We start from the raw sequence: 15559 nt of genomic DNA, 5'->3' as shown, positions 1-15559 counted from the left end.
CGCTTTATCTGATTCATCTAAAGCAGCAACTAATTCGATTGGACTTTCTAAACGTTCTAAGTAAGCTTTTAATTGAGTTTTAATGTTTTGATCTAACATCTGTTTTTACTCCAATGCATCCAAATTCTTTCAATAGATGCATAGTACGTTAAAACACAGAATAGGTGAAACAGTATGTTTTTATAGATTTAATCGGTTTTTTAGATTTAATTGTTATTTTCTTCATCAAAAAAAGCCAACCTGAACTCATCCAGCGCAGGTCGGCAAACTGGTTAAACTAAAGTAAGACCACGCCAAATACTGCTCCAGCAATCAATACATGCAAGGGATGAACTTTTTTAATTAAAGATAATAAAGTTGCAATGACTACCATAATGACAAGTAAAGTATTTATTGCCGCTGCCTCAGAAATAATCCACGCACTGGCAAGCACTGTTCCCACAGTTACAGGCTGTAAAGCAAGCTGTAAAACACGGCGCCATTTCTTATCTTTAAATTTTGACCAACCTCTCATTACAAACACAGTAATAATTGATGAAGGTAAAAATTTAGCTGTAGACGTTACCAGTAGACCTGACAACCCTGCTACATGCCATCCTACCAACGGTACAATCATCATATTTGGACCGGGTGCTGCTTGAGCCATGGCAAATAATGCACTAAATTCTTGTGCCGTCATCCAATGATGAATATCAACGACTTGGCGTTGCATTTCAGGCAAAATTGTATTGCCGCCACCAAATGCAATAAGAGACAATTGAGTAAAAATGATGGCTAAAGTAAGTAAAACTGCACCCATTACACACGTCTCCAAATAATAGTTGAATAAAGTGCCAACAAAATCAGCATGGTCAAAAGCAAGGAGATTTTTAGAAAAGCAATGCTAACAATTGCTGCCACAACAACACACATCGCTATTGGGTTACGTAATAATGGTTTCAACATTTTTAAGCCAGTTGCCACCAGAAGCCCTGCTGCTGCTGCTCCTAACCCTTCAAAAAGATGCTTAACCATAAGGTTGTCTTGGAACTGCTCATAGACATAATGTAAAAGTACAACAATTATCGTAGGCGCAAGGATCAAGCCAATCAGTGAACTCACCGCTCCACGGACACCGCGAAACTCCATGCCAATCGCAACCGATAAATTAATAATATTGCCGCCCGGTAAAAATTGACACAGACCCAGTAATTCAGTGAATTTTTCAGGACTTAACCACTGTCTCTGCTCTACAACGACTTTACGAGCCAAAGGTAATACACCACCAAATCCGATTAAACCTAATGTTAAAAAACCTAAAAACAGTTCTGTGCAAGTCGGTACGCTCTCCTTCTGCACAGCAATCTCAACATGGTTCATTTTCGTTACTTTTCACTTTATCTGACCAAGATAGAATGCTACTTTTATGATATATCTACAAATGCTTTTATTTTCACTAACCATACCCTAAAGGTATTCCTATGCTAGATTTACATAAGCTTCATGCCTTTGTGGTGGTGGTAGAAGAAAAAAATATCACGCATGCAGCAAACCGATTATTTATTCAACAGCCGCCTTTGACGCGTTTACTCAAAAAGCTTGAAGAAGAACTCGGTACACAGTTACTTATTCGCCAGCCTCGTGGCATTGAACCGACTGAAGCGGGTTTAGCCTTATTTAAAGAAGCACAACTTTTATTAGAACATGCCAAACATATTCCAAAATTAGTCCAAGATGTTAGCCAAGGTAAAACTGGACAACTCAATATTGGTTTTACAAGTTCCGCAGGTTTGCATCCGCTCATTTCACTCGTATTGCGGTCATATCGAGAAATATATCCAAAGGTACTAACCAAACTTGAAGAAGCAGGCAGCCAAAAACAATTAGATCGATTAATCTCAGAGAAACTTGATATCGCTTTTTTAAGAGCACCCATCAGCCGTGATATTGGGCTAAAGCATCTTCATATATTAGATGAGCCAATGGTAGTGGCATTACCTATGGGCCACCCACTTACACAAAAAGAAAAAATTAGCTCAAATGACTTATCAGATGAAAATTTTGTTTTATACCGTCGTTCTTCAGGACAAGGTTTATATGACAATATTTTATATAGTTGCTATCAAGCAGGCTTTAGTCCACGCATTATTCAGGAAGCACCTCGTCCAACCGCAACATTAAATTTAGTCGCGGCTGGAATTGGTATAACGATTGTGCCAGCCTCAATGCATAACTTTTGGGAACATGAAATTGTATATCGCGAGTTTGATGACTCTATAAAAATGAATGCGCCTATTTACTTGATTACACGAGAAAATGAGAATTCAGCGAAAGTTTCAAACTTCATTGAGCTCATGCAAAAACTATTACCAACGATGACTTGAGTGCAAGCAACGAGACAATAAAAAAGTGCCTCTCTAAAGGCACTTTAATAAAACTTTGATCAAATAAATTTTGTTATATCTCTTAAGCGTAATACTTTTTCTTTAACCAAAGCGAAACTGAAACCAATGAAATCAGCACAGGTACTTCAACCAATGGTCCTATTACTGTAGTAAATGCTACAGGTGATGCCAAACCAAAAGTTGCAATCGCAACAGCTAAAGCCAACTCAAAGTTATTACCTGCCGCGGTAAATGAAATTGCCGCTGTACGCGGATAATTATTCCCCATACGTTTACTCATAAAGAAGCTTATAAAGAACATCACCACAAAGTAAATCGTGAGTGGAATCGCAATTCGCAGTACATCTAAAGGTAAGCTCACCACATCACCACCTTTTAGACTAAACATCGCCACAATGGTAAAAAGTAAAGCAATTAAACTAATCGGGCTGATTTTTGGTAAAAATTTAGTTTGATACCAATCTAACCCTTTTGATTTAACTAAAACCAAACGCGTCAAGAACCCCATTAAGAATGGAATACCTAAGTACACCAAAACCGCATGTGTGATGGTCCAAAAATTCACATCAATGACTTGCCCTGCCACACCAAAATAAGGCGGTAAGAAAGTTAAGAAAAGCCATGCATAAGTGCTAAAGAACAAAATTTGGAAAATACTGTTAAAAGCAACCAACGCTGCAACATATTGGTTATCGCCACAAGCCAAACCATTCCAGACCAATACCATTGCAATACAACGTGCCAAGCCAATTAAAATGAGGCCAGTCATATACTCTGGATAGCTATGTAAGAAAATAATCGCAAGGATAAACATTAATACTGGAGCAATAATCCAGTTCTGTACCAACGATAAAGTTAAGGTTTTCTTATCTTTAAATACTTCTGGTAACGCAGCGTAATCAACCTTTGCTAAAGGTGGATACATCATCAAAATTAAACCAATCGCAATTGGAATATTAACGTTATCTACACTTAATTCGTTTAAAGACACAGATGCTTGAGGAAAGAAAACTCCAATCGCTAAGCCTAAAGCCATCGCAATAAAAATCCACAGCGTCAGGTTTCGATCTAAAAAGGAAAGCCCTTGTTTGGTCATGCTCTACTCGATGAAAGAATTGATTAATGTTGTTCAATGCATACAACTGACTAAGTACTGATACTAAAAAAACAAATTTTTAAGACAAAAAACTAGGAAGATTAATCACAGCACGTTGTAGTAGTGAAAGGTTGATCTTGTTGTTTGACTCTTGTCTTAGTCTCATCATTTCCGATCACCTTTAAAATATCTAAAGCCCAGACAGGTAAATCAGGATTTAAGCTGTAATAGACCCACTGGCCTTTTCTTTCATCCAGTAATACGCCATGAGTTCTTAATAATGCCAAGTGTCTGGAGATTTTCGGTTGGCTCAACTCAAGCTGTTCTGTTAGCTCACAAACACAAATATTTTGTTTGTTTAGAACTAATTTAAGAATATTTAACCGAGTTTGGTCAGATAGACATTTAAAGAAATCGACTTGGTTGATCATATCTTCAACAGAATATATTTGTTATTGCAAATATACGGATATCCATATATAAAAGCAATATCTTAATTCAACGCTGAATTTACGCCATGACTGAGCAAGTAAAAATCTATCATAACCCTGCTTGTGGAACCTCACGCAATACATTGGCGCTTATTCGTCATGCTGGGATTGAACCCAGTATTATTGAATATTTAAAAACACCACCAAGTAAAGATGAGCTAATCCAACTCATTAAGGATTCAAACTTAACTGTACGTGAAGCAATCCGTAAAAATGTTGATCCATATAAAGATTTAGAGTTGGAACAAGCTCATTGGACCGATGAGCAGTTAATTGCTTTTATGGTGCAGTACCCAATTTTAATTAATCGCCCATTCGTGGTAACACCAAAAGGCACACGACTTTGCCGCCCTTCTGAAGTGGTGCTCGACATTTTAGATTCAAAAAACTTAGGCTATTTTGCGAAAGAAGATGGTGAAGTGATTATTGATGAACAAGGCAGTCGTATAAAGTAATTGAAGATACTTATTAATATAAAAAGCTAAATGGCATGGAACCATTTAGCTTTTTTTGAATGAAACGGATTAAAAATAGGATTTGATAAAAGGAAGCAGTTGCTCTCCAATTACCATGCCTAATAAACCGACTAATGCAACAAGAGGTGGAGCTGGTGACTTAACATTTAAAACGTAATATAAGACACCAACGAGCAACCCTACAGCCAAAGATAACAAGTACATTTTCATCGTACATACCTTAGAGAAGCAAGCCATTTAACGAGGCAGGTTCCCATACTGTTTTATTTAAAATGCAAAACAAGAACACCCGAGTGCACCCCAGAAAGATTTTTTATCCTTATCATTTACAGGAACATCAAGCATCCATGAGTGGCTATGTCCATGCATACCACAACTGCTAGTACATTCACACAATGCACTTTGTGACTGTAATGATTGATTCGAAGGTGCATTACGATTTTCGGATAAACGCCACTGACCACCAAAGCGTTTTACTGGCGACCATGTTGGAGATGCTGGCGGTAATGGCGGATCGTCTTGCTTAAACTCAGCCCCTGCATATACCACTTTTCCGCCTAAAACAGTGAGTACAGACTCAATCCACTGGATATCTTCTGCTTCCACTTTGAAGTAGTCATCGGACAATACGACCAAGTCAGCAAGTTCCCCTGCTGTGAGTGAACCTTTGACATCTTTTTCACCTGAGAACCAAGCCGAACCTTTAGTCCAGAGTTTAAGTGCTGTCTGACGGTCTAATAGATTTTTTTCATCATAGAGTGGTAAACCACCGACTGTTTTACCCGTACTTAGCCAATACAAACACACCCAAGGGTTATAAGAGGCAACACGAGTCGCATCTGTCCCAGCCCCCACAGGAACACCAAGTTCTAACATTTTCTTAACTGGTGGCGTTGCCTGAGCAGCTTCGGCACCATAGCGTTTTACGAAAATCTCACCTTGATATGCCATACGGTGTTGAATGGCAATACCACCACCCAACGCACCAATACGTTCGATATTACGTTCAGATACAGTTTCGGCATGGTCAATAATAAATCGAGTTGCAAACGGCTGTTTTGAATTTACTTTCTCAAAGACATTGAGCAAACGATTAATACTTTCATCATAGGTTGCATGAATACGGAATGGCCATTTCTTTTCAGCCAAGTGTTCTACAATGGCTTCGAGTTCGCCTTCCATTTTTTCTGGTAAATCCGGACGTGGCTCATAGAAATCTTCAAAGTCGCCCGCTGACCACGTCAGGTTCTCACCTGCTCCATTCATTCTAAATAGTTCATCACCATCGCCCGGAAATGTCATTTCTGTCCAGCGGCGATAATCATCAAGCTCTTGACCTGCCTTCTGAGCAAATAAGTTATAAGCAATTCGCACTGTCATCTGATTTTGATCGTGCAATTGCTTAATCACATCATAATCTTCAGGATAGTTTTGACCACCGCCACCCGCATCAATTGCTGACGTAATACCTAATCGGTTCAACTCACGCATGAAATGGCGAGTTGAATTGACTTGGTCTTCAACTGGCAATTTCGGTGCTTTACCTAAGGTCGAATATAAAATCATAGCGGATGGAGTTGCCAGCAATAAACCTGTTGGCTCACCCTTTTCATCTCGTACGATCTTGCCACCCGGTGGGTCTGGCGTGTCTTTGTTAAAGCCTAATACATCAAGCGCAGCTCGATTCAACAAAGCACTGGCATATAAATGTAAAACGAATACAGGAGTATCTGGCGCAGCTTTATTAATTTCTTCTAAAGTCGGTAAACGCTTTTCGGCAAACTGGAACTCAGTCCATCCGCCTACGACACGAACCCATTGTGGAGCTGGCGTATTGTCTGCTTGCTCCTTAAGTAAGCGTAATGCATCAGCAACGGATGGCACACCTTCCCAGCGCAGTTCCATATTGTAATTTAGGCCACCACGAATAATATGCAGATGACTGTCATTTAGACCCGGTATAACGCGACGACCATTTAAGTCAACGACTTTGCTTGTAGATGTTGCGAGCTTCATAACCTCATCATTTGTGCCTGTGCGTACGACTTTACCGTCTGCAATCGCAATTGCTTGTACTTCGGGGTTCTGAGGATCTAGTGTTGTGATTTTACCGTTTATGAGTATGAGGTTTATTTCGGTCATTCTGAACTCCATTCTTGTGAATTATCGTTCTAAAAAATAAAGGCATATCCGTATTAATATCACTTCAATATTGAATACTAGATATGCCTTTACCTAAATAAGTACTATTTTATTTTGCAGGAACGGGTGCAAGTACTTCGTGTTTTGATGTGGTACGTTCAGGTGTCTTATGAACCATTGTATAAGCATAGTCCACACCCATACCGTAAGCACCAGAATGCTCACGTACAATTGCCATGACTGCATCATAAGTATCACGGTGTGCCCAATCACGTTGCCATTCAAGTAATACTTGTTGCCAAGTTACCGGAACAACACCTGCTTGAATCATACGTTGCATAGAATAGTCATGTGCCTCTTTCGATGTACCACCAGAAGCATCGGCAACCATATAAATTTCATAATCGCCTTCAAGCATGGCGCCAAAAGCAAAGGTGTTATTGCACACTTCAGTCCATAAGCCTGAAACAATCACTTTTTTACGATTATTTTTTGCAAGCGAATCACGTACTTTTTGGTCATCCCATGAATTCATTGAAGTACGTTCTAGTAATGGAGCATCTGGAAATACATCTAAAAGTTCTGGATAGGTATGACCAGAGAAGCTTTCAGTTTCAACCGTGGTAATGGTGACAGGAATATTGAATGTTTTAGCTGCTTTTGCTAAGCCTACAGTATTATTCTTTAATACTTGGCGGTCTATTGATTGTACCCCAAAAGCCATTTGTGGCTGATGATCAATAAAAATAACCTGACAATTTGTTGGTGAAAGTTGTTCTAAAAGTGACTTATTCATGGGTAAACTCCATTATTCCTTATGAGTAATGCATTAAAATTGCTTACTGGTCATTATCAAAACAGATAAAAATGTAAAAGCATAGACAGCAAATCAGCACGAATCTGTATGCTGTACGAATACAATAAAATCAATGATTGCTTTTTAATTTTTATAGTTTAATCATTGATATATATTTTTTTAACTTTTGCTTATCCATGGATCGATTAGACTGTATTTCCACTTTTGTAAGTGTCGTAGAACATGGGAATTTTAGTAGCGCAGCCAGAGCACTCGACATCTCTCGTGACTTAGTGGCCAAACGTGTTTGCTACCTCGAAAATGACCTGAAAACTACACTGCTAACTCGAACCACAAGACAGATGAACCTCACCTCTTGTGGAGAAAAGTTTTATCAGCATAGCAAAGTCATTTTAAGTGAGTTTGAATGGGCTGCCTACGAAATTAGCTATAACCAACAGTACCCAGAAGGTGAACTCAAGCTCAATACGCCAATGTCTTTTAGCAATATTTTTCTTCAAAATATCATTTCAGACTTTATTGAGAAATATCCCAGCATTAAAATTGATCTATTCATGACTGATCAACTACTAGACATGAATAATAATAAATTTGATTTAACCATTCGTGTAGATGGCTCTCCTCCAAATTTAGCAAATAGTAAAATATTAAATACCTATCAGCGCTATCTATATGCGACACCTGAGTATTTCAATCAGCATGGATTACCAGACTCATTAGAAGAACTTAAAGAACATAAATTTCTGATTTATTATCAGGATAGTCGACATAAGAAATTGATTTTCCAAAAAGATCAAAAAGAAGTGTCCTTTAATTGCTTCCCAGTCATGACCTGTAATAATGGTGAATTATTATTAGATATGTGTTTAAAAGATCACGGTATCGTCTTTCTTCCAGAGTTTATTGCAGAGCCTTACTACAAAGAAGGTAAATTACAGAAATGTTTGGAGGACTACACCAGTCAGCCACTTCACTTATATGTGACATGGCCAAACCGTAAAATTTTGTCGAAGAAAGTAAAACTATTTATTGATTTTTTAACGCATCAAATCATTCCTATAAAATAACCAATCTGGGCCTTTTCCATAGGAAATGGCCCATTATTTTTTGTTAGTTTAAATGGTTTCAATTTTCTTATTTTTAAATAAATTTAATAAATTTTGCTCTGCTGTTGCTGTGCTGTCTTCTTCAACAAATGTTGTCGCGTAGTGTTCTAAATGCTCTTCCATCAATTGAGTTGCTCGTTTTTCATCGCCTTGCTCAATGGCATTTAAAATTGCACGATGTTCATCTACCGAACAATTATTATGTTTGGGAATTTCATATAACCCAATTAATAACGAAGTCCTTGCAATAAGCGTCTGCAAATAACTGGTCATAATCGTATTTTGATTTGCTTCAATCAGCTTTAAATGAAATTGCCCTGATAGCTTAATCCACTCGGCCCAATTTCCAGCTAAACGCTCATGAGACTCTTGATCGACTAAACCTCGAAGCTCACTAAAATCTAGGCTATGTGACTTTTGAGCCAGCTTTTTTACAGTAGCGATTTCAAGCATGCTACGTGCTTCAAAGACCTCTTTTGTTTCATGAGCACTATGTTTTGCGATGAGTGCTCCACGATTGGGCTGAATTTCGATGACCTTATCATGTGCAAGTTTGACGAAAACACGTCTTAACACTCCTCGCGTTACACCGAATGCTTCACACAAAGGTGCTTCAACTAAACGTGCGCCAGGGGCAAGTTGTCGATTTAAAATAGCATCTACAATAGCGTTATATATATGGTCATCAATTTCATCATTGCTCATTTCTACGGCTTTTTTTGGTGCATTCGATGGCATTGATTTTTCCATTTTTTATTGATGCTCCCTCTTTTTAAGACTTTATCTAATGACAATAGTGTAAGTTTAACTTAAGCGTTTTGGAATATTGTTCTCATTCCCAAACACTTATGTTGAGCTAAACAATTCAATATTAGACCTCTAAATATCCACTTATACACCTAAATTTACTTACTTTTTATAAAAATTAAGCACTTCTCATTTTATAAATTTGTCTCTGCATATCCAAATTTCATACCAGTTTAAATAACTCATAAGCGCTACTTCTTAAATTTGGCATAACTTTTGCTCAATTAAGATTGTGCACAATTTAAATACAACATTGTGCACAATCTTAATTTCATTCTTTTAGACAGAAAAACAATGCTGCTGAAAGTGCCTCCATCTTAAGGAAGTGAGTGTTCAAGATGAATAATACCGAAGCAATAACTAAACCTTCTTATGATGCAAAACTGACAAATCAAGACTTGGCTCCTTTAAAAAAGCAAACATGGGGCGCTTATAATATTTTTGCTTTCTGGATGTCTGATGTTCATAGTGTCGGCGGTTATGTCATGGCTGGGAGCCTTTTTGCACTAGGGCTCAATAGCTGGCAGGTACTTTTATCTTTACTCATCGGCATTGCCATAGTTCAGTTTTTTACAAACCTCATTGCCAAGTCTAGCCAACAAACAGGCACGCCCTATCCTGTTATTTGCCGCGCAACCTTCGGTGTGCTTGGTGCAAATATTCCTGCCGTTATTCGTGGTCTTATTGCTGTCGCATGGTATGGCATTCAAACCTATTTGGCCTCAAGTGCTTTCTTATTGGTCATTTTAAAGTTCTTTCCAGAATGGTCTGTCTATGCCGATGTTTCAACTTATGGCTTTCTTGGGCTTTCCTATTTAGGATGGGTTGGCTTTATGCTGCTTTGGCTACTTCAGGCGATTGTTTTTTGGTCTGGCATGGACAGCATTCGTAAGTTTATTGACTGGGCAGGTCCAGCTGTCTACGTTGTAATGTTTGCGATGGCAGTATGGCTCATCTGGAAAGCTGGCTGGCAAAATATTGATTTAAACTTGAGCGGTGTTCAATACGACGGTTTTGCGGTTGTACCCGTCATGATTGGTGCTATTGCGCTTGTTGTTTCATATTTTTCAGGGCCTATGCTGAACTTTGGTGACTTCTCTCGTTATGGCAAAAGTTTTAATGCCATTAAAATAGGAAACTTTCTTGGACTACCGATTAATTTCTTAGGCTTTTCTTTACTTACTGTGGTGTGTATTGCGGCAACGCTTCCAGTCTACGGCAAGCTCATTACAGACCCTGTCGAGATGGTTGGAAAACTTGATAGTACCTTTGTGGTGATTTTAGGCAGCTTGACCTTAATGATTGCCACCATTGGAATTAATATTGTCGCTAACTTTGTTTCACCTGCCTTTGATTTTTCTAATGTTTCACCGAGCAAAATTAGCTGGCGCATGGGTGGAATGATTGCAGCAGTTGGTTCAATTTTCATTACCCCATGGAATTTATTTAATAATCCTCAAGTAATCCACTACACCATTGATATTTTAGGTGCATTTATCGGTCCGCTTTTTGGCGTATTGATAGCCGATTTTTACCTCGTTAAAAAACAAAAAATCGAAGTAGATGATTTATATACATTAGATACCAAAGGTTTGTATTGGTATCAAAATGGTTATAACTACTCTGCCTTTTATGCCTTAATTCCAGCTTCATTAATTCCTATTCTCTGCGTACTTTTACCACAACTATCAGGGCTAGCTAATTTCACATGGTTTATTGGGATGGGATTCGGTTTTGTCATTTACCGATTTCTTAATCAACCGCTTGCCCATGGTAAATCGGCAATGACGAAGGTAAAAGTACAGTGAAAATTAAAATTATTAATCCCAATACTACTCAAAGCATGACAGACAAAATTGCTGCATCAGCAAAGATAGTCGCAGGTTCTAGTACTCAAATTATTGCAGTGAGTCCTCAAATGGGCCCTGCAACAATTGAAAGTTATTATGATGAAGCATTAAGTGCAGTAGGTGTGCTGGAGGAAATTCGCCAAGGTGAATTTCTAGGTGTAGATGCTTATGTTATTGCCTGTTTTGGTGACCCTGCGCTTTATGCTGCCCGTGAAATGACTTCAGCGCCTGTGATTGGGATTGCCGAAGCAGCTATGCGAACCGCAAGTTATGTAAGTACTGGTTTTAGTGTGGTCACAACCTTACAACGCACAGTGAATATGAGTTGGCATCTGGCTCATCGCTATGGCGCTCAACCCTTCTGTAAAAATGTTCGAGCTTGTGATATCGCAGTTGAAGAGTTAGAGCTTCCTGACTCAAATGCCTATCGAACCATACGAGATGAGTGCAAAAAAGCACTATTAGAAGATAAAAGCGATGCGATTGTTTTGGGCTGTGCAGGTATGAGTGATTTGTGCCTAAAACTACAAAACGAGTTGGGAGTGATTGTTATTGACGGCGTTGCAGCAGCAGTTAAACAAGCTGAAATGTTAGTTCAGTTAAATTTAAAAACCAGCAAAGTTGGTGATTGGGCTTCACCTCCCGTAAAGAGTTACACAGGTATATTGTCAGAATTTGGAATGCGCTAAAGAGTTATTGCTTCAATTCCAACTCAAAACGCTGCGTTGGAATTGAAACGGCTGAAAATCAAAGAATTAAACTTCGGCTAACTCTGGCTGTTGTTCATTTTTATAAAATGGCACATCACCGTTAATAGTTGCACGGTGCATGATGCGATGAGCATCGCCATAATCAAATAATGCTTTATGTTGTGTGCAACGGTTATCCCAAATCGCGATATCACCATCTTGCCACTTCCAACGCAAATGAAATTGCTCTTGGGTCGCATGTTCAAACAAGAAATCAAGTAATTGCTCACTTTCTTGTTCAGGTAACTCATTAATGCGAGTGGTAAAGCCCTCACTTACAAACAACAAAGGCTCACCTGTAACTGGATGGGTACGCACCACTGGATGAACCACTGGAGGATTACGCTTAAAGGTTTGCAACAGCTTTTCACGCTCTTCTTCGTTATGGGCAAAACGTTCAAGTGGAAAAGACTTACGAATATCGTGTGTTGCAGTTAAGCCACGTAATTTTTGCTGTAACTCAAGCGGGAGCCCTTTAAAAGCTGCTGTATTACTCGACCATAATGTATCTCCGCCTACAGGTGGAATTTTAATGGCTTGCAACACACAACCTAAAGGTGGATTTTTACTAAAAGTCACATCTGTGTGCCAAAGTTCATTGTCACGCAAGTCTTGTTTCCAACTGTCGAGCACCATCACTTCAGGTACATCTTCAATTGAAGGATAAATCGGGTGCACATGTAAGCTGCCAAAACTGCGTGCCAAATCTGCTTGTGCTTGTGGCGCTAATTGTTGCTTTCGAAAAAAAATGACCTGATGATCAAGCAAAGCCTGCTGGATTTGTTGCGTTGTCTGTTCATTTAACGCATTCAAATCAATATCGTGAATAATTGCGCCAATGGTAGGCTTGATCACTTCAATATTTAAGTTTGCTACTTCTGTATTCATCTTCTTTACTACAACTGCTGACCATACCAAGGAGAAAACTGTTTTTGTAACCAACGTAAAAACAGCTCAAAACTAACTGCGACAATCGCAATCACAATAATGCCTAGAATCACCGTATCGGTAATTAAGAACTGTGCTGCCGATTGCACCATAAAACCAATACCGCGGTCCGCTGCAACCAACTCTGCTGCAACTAATGTTGACCAACCCACCCCAAGACCAATACGAATACCGGTAATAATATGAGGTAAAGCCGTTGGTAAAATGACATGCCAAAATACTTGTGTCTGACTTGCTCCTAGCGACAATGCCGCACGTTCACGATTAAGCTGATGGCTTAACACACCATGTGCACTACTAATAATGACAGGCGCCAAAATCGAGAAGAAAATCAAAAGTACTTTTGTGGTTTCGCCAATACCGAACCAAATAACAAGTAAGGGTAAATAAGCTAACGGCGGAATTGGACGTAATAATTCAACCAAAGGATCTAGAACAGCGCGAACCCATTTGTTCAGGCCCATCCATAAGCCCAGTGGTACACCAATCACCACGGCAGCAATCAAAGCTAAAAATACACGAGAGATACTAGCGGCCAAGTGTTGCCACAAAGTAGCCTTCATAAAGCCTTCTTGGCTGACCGATATAAATTTTTGCCAAACTGCCTGTGGGCTCGGTAAAAACAGTTCAGGTACGACATGCAAAGCAGTAATGAGGAACCAGAGTGCAACCACACTTCCCACACTAATTATGCTAACTGCCAAAGTACGATGCTTTTCAAAAAATGACGATAGAAATGAAGCATTTTCTGTTTGCACATCTGGCTTAAGTTTTAGCCCTGCTTTGTCATATTCATAGACGTTATCTTTAGTACTCATGTGGTTAACGCCTCCTTACCGCTTTGTTTTTGTGCCCTTAAACTTTCAAACAACTGCTCTCTGAGCTGAATAAATTGAGGGTCTGATTTAATTGAGCGAATAGACTCGCCCTGACGATATCGATTAGCAAAATCGAGATGTAGAGTTTCTACAATTTTGCCTGGATGCGCTGTCATTAGTACCAGTTGATTGCTAAGCAATAATGCTTCTTCAATGTCATGAGTAATTAAAAAGAAGCTTTTATTTTGTTGAATCCATAAATCGAGCACTAACTGCTGCATGTTTTCACGCGTAAAAGCATCTAATGCCGCAAAAGGTTCATCTAACAAAATAAACGGCGCGTGGCTGATCAAAGCTCTGGCAATACCAACACGTTGTTTCATACCACCGGAAAGTTCCCAAATATTGGCTTTTTCAACGTGACTTAAACCTACAATTTTTAAAATTGCGTTCACTTGTGCTTCGATATCTGCGCGCTTTAAACCTTTTAACTGCAAAGCGAAGCCAACATTATCTGCAACATTCAACCAAGGAAGGAGTGCATGATCCTGAAACACGACAGCGCGGGTTACATCTGGTCCATTTACCACTTCATGATTTACAAGCACATCACCTGAACTCGGCTTTTGAAACCCTGCCAAGATATTAAGCAAAGTTGTTTTGCCACAACCTGACTCGCCTAAAATCACGGTTAAAGAACCTTCTTCAATCGTTAGGTTAATGTCTTGTAAAACTGGCTTTTGCTGTTTAGGAAAAGTCAGATGAATATGTTTGGCTTCTAGTACACTCATGACAACTCCTTAAGGCTGCAAAAATGAAGAATTCACGTTGCCTTTATAATCGGCTTTAAGTTGATCGACCTTGCCCTGACCTTTTAAGAACTTCGCTGTATCAAAAATATTTTGCGCGAATTCACCATCTAACGTTTGTTTTTGCTGAGCATGGTCAAGGTAAATATTTCCACTTAATAAAAGCGGGATATCTTTTGGATCAGAACCTGTAAGCTGCGCAATTTTTTGCACGTTATCGGCATCTTTAACGTAAGCGGCTGGGTCTTGATTGTATTTTTCAAGCTGCTCAAGCGTAGTTTTAACAAAAGCTTTTAAGAAATCAGGATTTTTTTCTGCAAAATCTTTACGCACAACCCATAAGTCATAAGTTGGAGCGCCCCATTCACCCACTTGTTTTGAGTCGGTTAAAACCGTACCAGATGCTTTGCCTTTACTTAAAGCAGGTTCCCACACATATGCTGCATCAATATCACCACGTTCCCAAGCAGCTGAAATTTCAGGTGGACGCAAGTTAATAATTTTTACTTTGTCTTCTGGAATGTTCCAATGTTTAAGTGCCGACAAAAGACTGTAATGCGTGGTTGAAACAAACGGTACAGCAATGGTTTTGCCAATTAAATCTTGAGGGCTTTTAATGCCTGATTTATTACTTACTACGAGTGCTTCAGATCCACCAAGTTTTGATGTAATTAAGAATACTTCAATCGGTAAATCACGGCTTGCCGCAGCAGCAAGTGGACTTGAGCCAATATTGCCAAGTACGACATCACCTGAAGCAAGTGCATTTACAACGTCTGAACCCGCATCAAATTTTTTCCATTGAATATTACGTTGGCTATGTTTTTCATATTCCCCATTGGCCTGCGCAACTTTGCTTGGGTCAACCCCGGTTTGATAAGCAATGACGACAGGTTTGTTGTCACGAACTGAAGCACTTGTATTATTGTCTTTTTTATTTTGCCATACGATAAATGCAACAATTGCTACAACCACAATTGCCGTGATAATCAACGGTTTGGTCTTTGTGCTCATAATTTCATGATCTTTCAATAATATAAGCTCATGGTATGCAGCTGGCTTTATA

17 protein-coding genes are annotated in these 15559 nt (G+C 39.1%); 5 read left to right on the top strand and 12 right to left on the bottom strand.

Features of this window, described 5'->3' with window-relative positions:
- Window positions 1-277: 277 nt before the first annotated feature.
- Both I7H67_RS09725 and I7H67_RS09720 read right to left on the bottom strand, forming a co-directional pair.
- Window positions 278-799, bottom strand: a complete 522-nt coding sequence (locus I7H67_RS09725) for a chromate transporter (protein WP_009388239.1) — start codon at window positions 797-799, stop codon at window positions 278-280.
- Window positions 799-1359 carry a chromate transporter gene (locus I7H67_RS09720; protein ID WP_174758514.1) on the bottom strand — a complete coding sequence of 187 codons (561 nt, stop codon included), beginning with the start codon at window positions 1357-1359 and terminating at the stop codon, window positions 799-801. Before I7H67_RS09720 ends, I7H67_RS09725 begins: the two co-directional genes overlap by 1 nt.
- A 101-nt stretch (window positions 1360-1460) precedes the next feature.
- On the opposite strand from I7H67_RS09720, the gene I7H67_RS09715 reads away from it, so the two are divergent.
- Window positions 1461-2363 (top strand): LysR family transcriptional regulator, encoded by a 903-nt coding sequence (locus I7H67_RS09715; protein ID WP_198307715.1) that lies wholly within the window; start codon window positions 1461-1463, stop codon window positions 2361-2363.
- Window positions 2364-2445: 82 nt separating this feature from the next.
- Here the strand turns inward: I7H67_RS09715 and arsB are convergent, their stop codons facing one another.
- Window positions 2446-3480 (bottom strand): ACR3 family arsenite efflux transporter, encoded by a 1035-nt coding sequence (gene arsB / locus I7H67_RS09710; RefSeq protein WP_013198160.1) that lies wholly within the window; start codon window positions 3478-3480, stop codon window positions 2446-2448.
- Between the two features lie 101 nt (window positions 3481-3581).
- On the bottom strand, window positions 3582-3911 hold the full coding sequence (locus I7H67_RS09705; RefSeq protein WP_192833504.1) for an ArsR/SmtB family transcription factor: 330 nt from the start codon (window positions 3909-3911) through the stop codon (window positions 3582-3584).
- A gap of 86 nt (window positions 3912-3997) precedes the next feature.
- Here I7H67_RS09705 and arsC point away from each other — a divergent pair, with 86 nt between their 5' ends.
- Window positions 3998-4426: an arsenate reductase (glutaredoxin) gene (gene arsC, locus I7H67_RS09700; protein WP_198307714.1), complete on the top strand. Its 429-nt coding sequence runs from the start codon at window positions 3998-4000 to the stop codon at window positions 4424-4426.
- 69 nt (window positions 4427-4495) lie between these two features.
- On the opposite strand, the gene I7H67_RS09695 is transcribed toward arsC, so the two are convergent.
- The 3 genes from I7H67_RS09695 to I7H67_RS09685 all read right to left on the bottom strand — a co-directional run bounded on the left by I7H67_RS09695 (window position 4496) and on the right by I7H67_RS09685 (window position 7385).
- On the bottom strand, window positions 4496-4657 hold the full coding sequence (locus I7H67_RS09695; RefSeq protein WP_000784879.1) for a DUF1427 family protein: 162 nt from the start codon (window positions 4655-4657) through the stop codon (window positions 4496-4498).
- A 57-nt stretch (window positions 4658-4714) separates the two neighbouring features.
- Window positions 4715-6589 (bottom strand): amidohydrolase, encoded by a 1875-nt coding sequence (locus I7H67_RS09690; RefSeq protein ID WP_198307713.1) that lies wholly within the window; start codon window positions 6587-6589, stop codon window positions 4715-4717.
- A gap of 109 nt (window positions 6590-6698) precedes the next feature.
- A complete protein-coding gene (locus tag I7H67_RS09685) occupies window positions 6699-7385 on the bottom strand; it encodes a hydrolase (RefSeq protein ID WP_198307712.1) in 687 nt (228 codons plus the stop codon).
- Window positions 7386-7582: 197 nt separating this feature from the next.
- Between I7H67_RS09685 and I7H67_RS09680 the strand changes: the two genes are divergently transcribed.
- A complete protein-coding gene (locus I7H67_RS09680) occupies window positions 7583-8473 on the top strand; it encodes a LysR family transcriptional regulator (RefSeq protein WP_005304435.1) in 891 nt (296 codons plus the stop codon).
- 48 nt (window positions 8474-8521) lie between these two features.
- On the opposite strand, the gene I7H67_RS09675 is transcribed toward I7H67_RS09680, so the two are convergent.
- The gene (locus I7H67_RS09675) at window positions 8522-9262 is read right to left on the bottom strand and encodes a GntR family transcriptional regulator (protein WP_198307711.1); all 741 of its coding nucleotides are present in this window, start codon (window positions 9260-9262) and stop codon (window positions 8522-8524) included.
- Window positions 9263-9657: 395 nt separating this feature from the next.
- Here I7H67_RS09675 and I7H67_RS09670 point away from each other — a divergent pair, with 395 nt between their 5' ends.
- Together I7H67_RS09670 and I7H67_RS09665 are read left to right on the top strand one after the other, a co-directional pair.
- Window positions 9658-11127, top strand: a complete 1470-nt coding sequence (locus I7H67_RS09670; protein WP_198307710.1) for an NCS1 family nucleobase:cation symporter-1 — start codon at window positions 9658-9660, stop codon at window positions 11125-11127.
- Complete coding sequence (locus tag I7H67_RS09665) at window positions 11124-11858, top strand: aspartate/glutamate racemase family protein (protein ID WP_198307709.1); 735 nt, start codon at window positions 11124-11126, stop codon at window positions 11856-11858. The genes I7H67_RS09670 and I7H67_RS09665 overlap by 4 nt, the downstream gene beginning before the upstream one ends.
- Before the next feature lie 66 nt (window positions 11859-11924).
- On the opposite strand, the gene tauD is transcribed toward I7H67_RS09665, so the two are convergent.
- The 4 genes from tauD to tauA are packed head-to-tail and all read right to left on the bottom strand — an operon-like array spanning window position 11925 to window position 15525.
- On the bottom strand, window positions 11925-12806 hold the full coding sequence (tauD, locus tag I7H67_RS09660) for a taurine dioxygenase (RefSeq protein WP_077164081.1): 882 nt from the start codon (window positions 12804-12806) through the stop codon (window positions 11925-11927).
- An 8-nt stretch (window positions 12807-12814) separates the two neighbouring features.
- Window positions 12815-13684 carry a taurine ABC transporter permease TauC gene (tauC, locus tag I7H67_RS09655; protein WP_032003446.1) on the bottom strand — a complete coding sequence of 290 codons (870 nt, stop codon included), beginning with the start codon at window positions 13682-13684 and terminating at the stop codon, window positions 12815-12817.
- Window positions 13681-14475, bottom strand: a complete 795-nt coding sequence (locus I7H67_RS09650; RefSeq protein ID WP_086497183.1) for a taurine ABC transporter ATP-binding protein — start codon at window positions 14473-14475, stop codon at window positions 13681-13683. The genes tauC and I7H67_RS09650 overlap by 4 nt, the downstream gene beginning before the upstream one ends.
- Before the next feature lie 9 nt (window positions 14476-14484).
- On the bottom strand, window positions 14485-15525 hold the full coding sequence (tauA, locus tag I7H67_RS09645; RefSeq protein ID WP_198307708.1) for a taurine ABC transporter substrate-binding protein: 1041 nt from the start codon (window positions 15523-15525) through the stop codon (window positions 14485-14487).
- Window positions 15526-15559: the final 34 nt, after the last annotated feature.

It is taken from the genome of Acinetobacter sp. ACIN00229 (assembly GCF_016106645.1).
Taxonomy (GTDB): domain Bacteria; phylum Pseudomonadota; class Gammaproteobacteria; order Pseudomonadales; family Moraxellaceae; genus Acinetobacter; species Acinetobacter oleivorans.
This window is presented reverse-complemented; position numbering and strand designations above follow the sequence as displayed.

Bases quoted from the DNA above. Each gene is read 5' to 3' on its own strand.
- I7H67_RS09675 (WP_198307711.1), bottom strand. From the start codon at position 9,262: ATGGAAAAATCAATGCCATCGAATGCACCAAAAAAAGCCGTAGAAATG.
- arsC (WP_198307714.1), top strand. From the start codon at position 3,998: ATGACTGAGCAAGTAAAAATCTATCATAACCCTGCTTGTGGAACCTCA.
- tauD (WP_077164081.1), bottom strand. From the start codon at position 12,806: ATGAATACAGAAGTAGCAAACTTAAATATTGAAGTGATCAAGCCTACC.
- arsB (WP_013198160.1), bottom strand. From the start codon at position 3,480: ATGACCAAACAAGGGCTTTCCTTTTTAGATCGAAACCTGACGCTGTGG.
- I7H67_RS09715 (WP_198307715.1), top strand. From the start codon at position 1,461: ATGCTAGATTTACATAAGCTTCATGCCTTTGTGGTGGTGGTAGAAGAA.
- I7H67_RS09680 (WP_005304435.1), top strand. From the start codon at position 7,583: ATGGATCGATTAGACTGTATTTCCACTTTTGTAAGTGTCGTAGAACAT.
- I7H67_RS09685 (WP_198307712.1), bottom strand. From the start codon at position 7,385: ATGAATAAGTCACTTTTAGAACAACTTTCACCAACAAATTGTCAGGTT.
- I7H67_RS09690 (WP_198307713.1), bottom strand. From the start codon at position 6,589: ATGACCGAAATAAACCTCATACTCATAAACGGTAAAATCACAACACTA.
- tauC (WP_032003446.1), bottom strand. From the start codon at position 13,684: ATGAGTACTAAAGATAACGTCTATGAATATGACAAAGCAGGGCTAAAA.
- I7H67_RS09650 (WP_086497183.1), bottom strand. From the start codon at position 14,475: ATGAGTGTACTAGAAGCCAAACATATTCATCTGACTTTTCCTAAACAG.
- I7H67_RS09725 (WP_009388239.1), bottom strand. From the start codon at position 799: ATGGGTGCAGTTTTACTTACTTTAGCCATCATTTTTACTCAATTGTCT.
- I7H67_RS09670 (WP_198307710.1), top strand. From the start codon at position 9,658: ATGAATAATACCGAAGCAATAACTAAACCTTCTTATGATGCAAAACTG.
- I7H67_RS09695 (WP_000784879.1), bottom strand. From the start codon at position 4,657: ATGAAAATGTACTTGTTATCTTTGGCTGTAGGGTTGCTCGTTGGTGTC.
- I7H67_RS09705 (WP_192833504.1), bottom strand. From the start codon at position 3,911: ATGATCAACCAAGTCGATTTCTTTAAATGTCTATCTGACCAAACTCGG.
- I7H67_RS09720 (WP_174758514.1), bottom strand. From the start codon at position 1,359: ATGAACCATGTTGAGATTGCTGTGCAGAAGGAGAGCGTACCGACTTGC.